Annotated in this window: 1 protein-coding gene; it reads left to right on the top strand. The window is 72.3% G+C overall.

The genetic code is table 11. The annotated features are described in order from the left end of the window. A partial coding sequence (locus LADH09A_RS02620) for a type I polyketide synthase (RefSeq protein WP_274528903.1) occupies window positions 1-4,370 on the top strand: 4,370 nt, incomplete at both ends.

The raw sequence follows: 4,370 nt of genomic DNA, 5'->3' as shown, positions 1-4,370 counted from the left end.
ATGCGCCGACGTCGCAGGTGGATTGGTCGGCGGGTGCGGTTCAGCTGTTGACCGAGGCTCGGCCGTGGTCGGTTGGTGGGCGTCCGCGTCGGGCGGGGGTGTCGTCGTTCGGGATCTCCGGCACCAACGCCCACGTCATCATCGAAGAGCCGCCCGCCGTCGACGTTCCCTCCGACGCCAAGCCGCAAGCACCCGAGCTGGTGCCGTGGGTGTTGTCGGCCCGCTCGCCGGAGGCGGTACGGGGTCAGGCCGCCCGGCTGGTGCCGGTCGAGGCGCACCCGGTCGATGTCGGGTTCACCCTGGCCGCACACCGGACGACGCACGCGCATCGGGCGGTGGTGTTCGGGCCGGAGGAGCTGGCGGCGTTGGCCGCTGGTGAGCCGGGTCCGGTCACCGGGTCGGCGGTACGCGGGAAGACAGCATTTGTGTTCTCCGGTCAGGGGTCGCAGAGGCCGGGCATGGGCCGGGACCTCCACGACACGTTCCCCCGCTACGCGGCGGCGTTCGATGCGGCCTGCGCGGAGCTGGACCGTCATCTTGACCGGCCGATCCGGGACGTGATCCTGGACGACGCGGAGGCCCTGGACCAGACGGTCTACACACAGGCCGCGTTGTTCGCCGTCGAGGTTGCCCTGTTCCGGCTGGTCGAGTCGTTCGGTGTCACGCCGGATTACCTGGTGGGGCACTCGATCGGTGAGGTCGCCGCCGCGCACGTTTCCGGGGTGCTGTCGCTGCCGGACGCGGCGAAGCTGGTCGCCGCCCGAGGCCGCCTGATGCAGGCCCTGCCGACCGGTGGGGTCATGGTCGCGGTACGGGCGACCGAAGCGGAGGTGCTGCGGCTGCTGACCGACGGCGTGTCCGTCGCCGCCATCAACGGCCCCCGCTCGGTGGTGCTGTCCGGCGTGGAAGGCGAGGTCACGGCCGTCGCCGCCCACTTCGAGAAGTCCAAGCGGCTGCGGGTCAGTCACGCGTTCCACTCGGTGTTGATGGAGCCGATGCTGGCCGAGTTCGCGCAGGTCGCGCAGACGTTGACCTACGAGTCGCCTCGGATCCCGGTCGTGTCGAACGTGAGCGGGCAGGTCGCGGAGACGCAGGACGCCGGTTACTGGGTGCGGCACGTGCGCGAAGCGGTCCGCTTCGCTGACGGCATGGCCACCCTGGAAGCCGCAGGGGTGACCACGTTCGTGGAGATCGGCCCGGACGGGGTCCTGTCGGCTATGGGCGCCGACTGCGTTGCGGACGCGGTGTTCGTACCCGTGCAACGCTCTGACCGCGACCAGCCGACCGCCCTGCTCGCCGCCCTGGCGCAGGTCTTCGTGCGCGGCGTCGCGGTGGACTGGACGCCGTGCCTGACCGGCGGACGTCTCATCGACCTGCCCACCTACGCCTTCCAGCACCAGCGCTACTGGCCCGCCGCACCCGACACCGCCGCCGACGCGGCCGGCATCGGGCTCGCGACCGTCGACCACCCGTTCTGGGCCGCCGCCGCCGACCTGCCCGAGCAGGACAGCGTGCTGCTCACCGGCCGTCTCTCCGCCCGCGCCCAGCCCTGGCTGGCCGACCACGTGATCGGCGGCGCACTGCTGGTCCCCGGTGCCGCGCTGGTCGACCTCGCCCTGGCCGCCGGCGACCACGCCGGCCTGAACCACCTCGACGAGCTCACCATCGAAGCCCCGATGGTGCTGCCCACCAGCGGCGGCACTCTGACCATCCGCGCCCTGGTCGGCCCGCTCACCGGTGACAACCCCGCCGCGGAGGGCGAACGGCGTGACATCACGCTCTACGCCCGCCCCGACGACACCGGCGAATGGCAGCGACACGCGTCCGGCACCCTCACCACCGTCGAGGCGGCGGACACCCCGGGTCACTGGACGCCGGGAGCGACCGACGGGGTGCCGGTCGACGGCGTCTACCCCGGCTTCGCCGAGATCGGGTTCGACTACGGGCCGCACCTGCGGGGCCTGCACGCCGCGTGGCGTCGCGACGGGGAGCTGCTGGCCGACGTGGCCCTCGCCGATGACCTCACCCCCGACGGCTTCCTGCTGCACCCCGCGCTCCTCGACGCAGCCCTGCACGGCCTCGCCCTCGGTGTCCTCGACGGCGACACGACCGGCCTCCCGTTCTCCTGGACCGGGGTCACCGTGCACGCCACCGGGGCACGCGCGTCCCGGGTACGGATCAGCCGGGCCGGCGCCGACGCGATCTCCCTCGATCTGCGCGACGCCGAGAACCGTCCCGTCGCCACCGTGGACCGGCTCGTGCTGCGCCCCTACACGCCGACGACGGGCGCGACGCTGCGCCCGTACCAGATGGAATGGACGCCGATCCCGCAGCTCGACGTCCCCGCGACCCTGCTCACCGACCACGCGGATCTGGCGGCGACGCTGGCCGCCGGCAGCGTGCCGGCCGGCCCTGTCCTCTGGTACGCCGAGCCCGACCCCGCCGCCGACCCGGTGACCGCCGCGCACACCGCCACCACCCGTGCCTTGGCCGTGGTGCAGTCCTGGGCGGCCGACGAGCGGCTCGCCGGTGTGCGGCTGATCGTCGCCACCCGACACGCCGTGCAGACCGGCGACGAGCCGTTGACCGATCTCGCCGGGGCCGCCGTGCACGGGTTGGTGCGCAGCGCCCAGGCCGAACACCCGGACCGGTTCGTGCTGGTCGACATCGACGACGGGCCCGGCTCTCTTGCGCTGCTCCCCGCCGCCGCGCACTGCGGTGAGCCGCAGCTGGCGATCCGCGGCGGAGTGGTCAGCGTGCCGCGACTCGTCCGACCGCCGGCCGAGGAACCACGCCCGTTCTCCTTCGGCACCGGAACGGTGCTGGTCACCGGCGCGTTGGGCACGCTCGGCCGACTCGTGGTGCGACACCTGATCACCACCCACGGTGTGCGCGACCTGTTGCTGGTCAGCCGTCGCGGCGCCGAATCCCCCGGGGCGGCCGAGTTCCTGGCGGACCTCGCCGGGCTCGGTGCGTCCGCCCGACTGGTGGCCGCGGACGCGACCGATCGGACCGCACTGTCCCAGGCCATCGCCGAGGCACCGGAGCTGACCGGCGTCGTGCACCTCGCCGGTGTGTTGGACGACGGCGTCGTCAGCGGGCTGTCGGTGCAGCGGTTGTCGGCGGTGTTGCGGGCGAAGGTGGATGCGGGTTGGTATCTGCACGAGTTGACGCGGGATCGGCGGTTGTCGGCGTTCGTGTTGTTCTCCTCGGCTGCGGGGGTGTTCGGTAACGCGGGCCAGGGCGCGTACGCGGCCGGCAACGCGTTCCTCGACGCCCTGGCACAGCACCGCCACGGGCTGGGACTCCCGGCGGTCTCCCTCGCCTGGGGGCTCTGGGCCGACGCCAGCGACCTGAGCGCGAATGCCGACCAGCGGCGTCTCGGCCGTGGCGGGGTGCTCCCGCTCACCGCCGAGCAGGGACTCGCCCTGCTCGACGCCGGCTGTGTGTCGCCGTCGCCGGTCAGCGTGCCGATCCTGCTGGACCTCGCGGCGGTCGCCGCGTCCGGCACTGTGCCCGCGCTCCTGCGGCGTCTGGTCCGGCCCGCACGCCGGGTGGCCGCCGCCGCGACCGACACGTCGTCGCTGCGGGCAAGGCTCGCCGACCTCGATCATGACGCGCGTCGGGCCGTTGTTCTGGAGGTGGTGTCGTCGCGGGTGGCGGTGGTGCTGGGTCATCCGCAGGGGTGGTCGGTGGATGGTGGTCAGGCGTTTGGTGAGTTGGGTTTTGATTCGTTGACGGCGGTGGAGTTCCGCAATGGGTTGTCGGCGGTGACCGGGTTGCGGTTGTCGGCGACGACGGTGTTCGACTATCCGACCCCGGACGCGCTGGTGGACCACCTGCTGGGTGAGTTGGTCGGGGCGGTTGCTCCGGTCGCGGCGGTGACGGCGACGGTTTCCGCGGATGAGCCCATCGCGATCGTCGGGATGGCCTGCCGTTTCCCGGGTGGGGTGGACTCCCCCGAGAGCCTCTGGCGGATGGTCGAGTCCGACGGTGAGGGGATCAGCGACTTCCCGACCGACCGCGGGTGGGACCTGGAAACGCTGTTCGACCCGGACGAGTCCCGGACGGACACCTCGTACACCCGACGGGGAGGCTTCCTCTCCACCGCCGCCGAGTTCGACGCGGAGTTCTTCGGGATCTCACCGCGCGAGGCGTTGGCCATGGACCCGCAGCAGCGGTTGCTGCTGGAGGCGAGCTGGGAAGCCGTGGAACGGGCCGGAATCGACCCGCATTCCCTGCGCGGATCCGACACCGGGGTCTTCGCCGGCCTGATGTACCACGACTACGGGCCATTCGCACAACAGAGCCCCGACGGCCTCGAAGGATTTTTGGGGACGGGTAATTCGGGGAGATCGGAAGAAGCACGG

The sequence above is a fragment of the Micromonospora cabrerizensis genome (genome assembly GCF_022230955.1).
In the GTDB taxonomy this organism is placed as follows: domain Bacteria; phylum Actinomycetota; class Actinomycetes; order Mycobacteriales; family Micromonosporaceae; genus Micromonospora; species Micromonospora cabrerizensis.
This window is presented reverse-complemented; position numbering and strand designations above follow the sequence as displayed.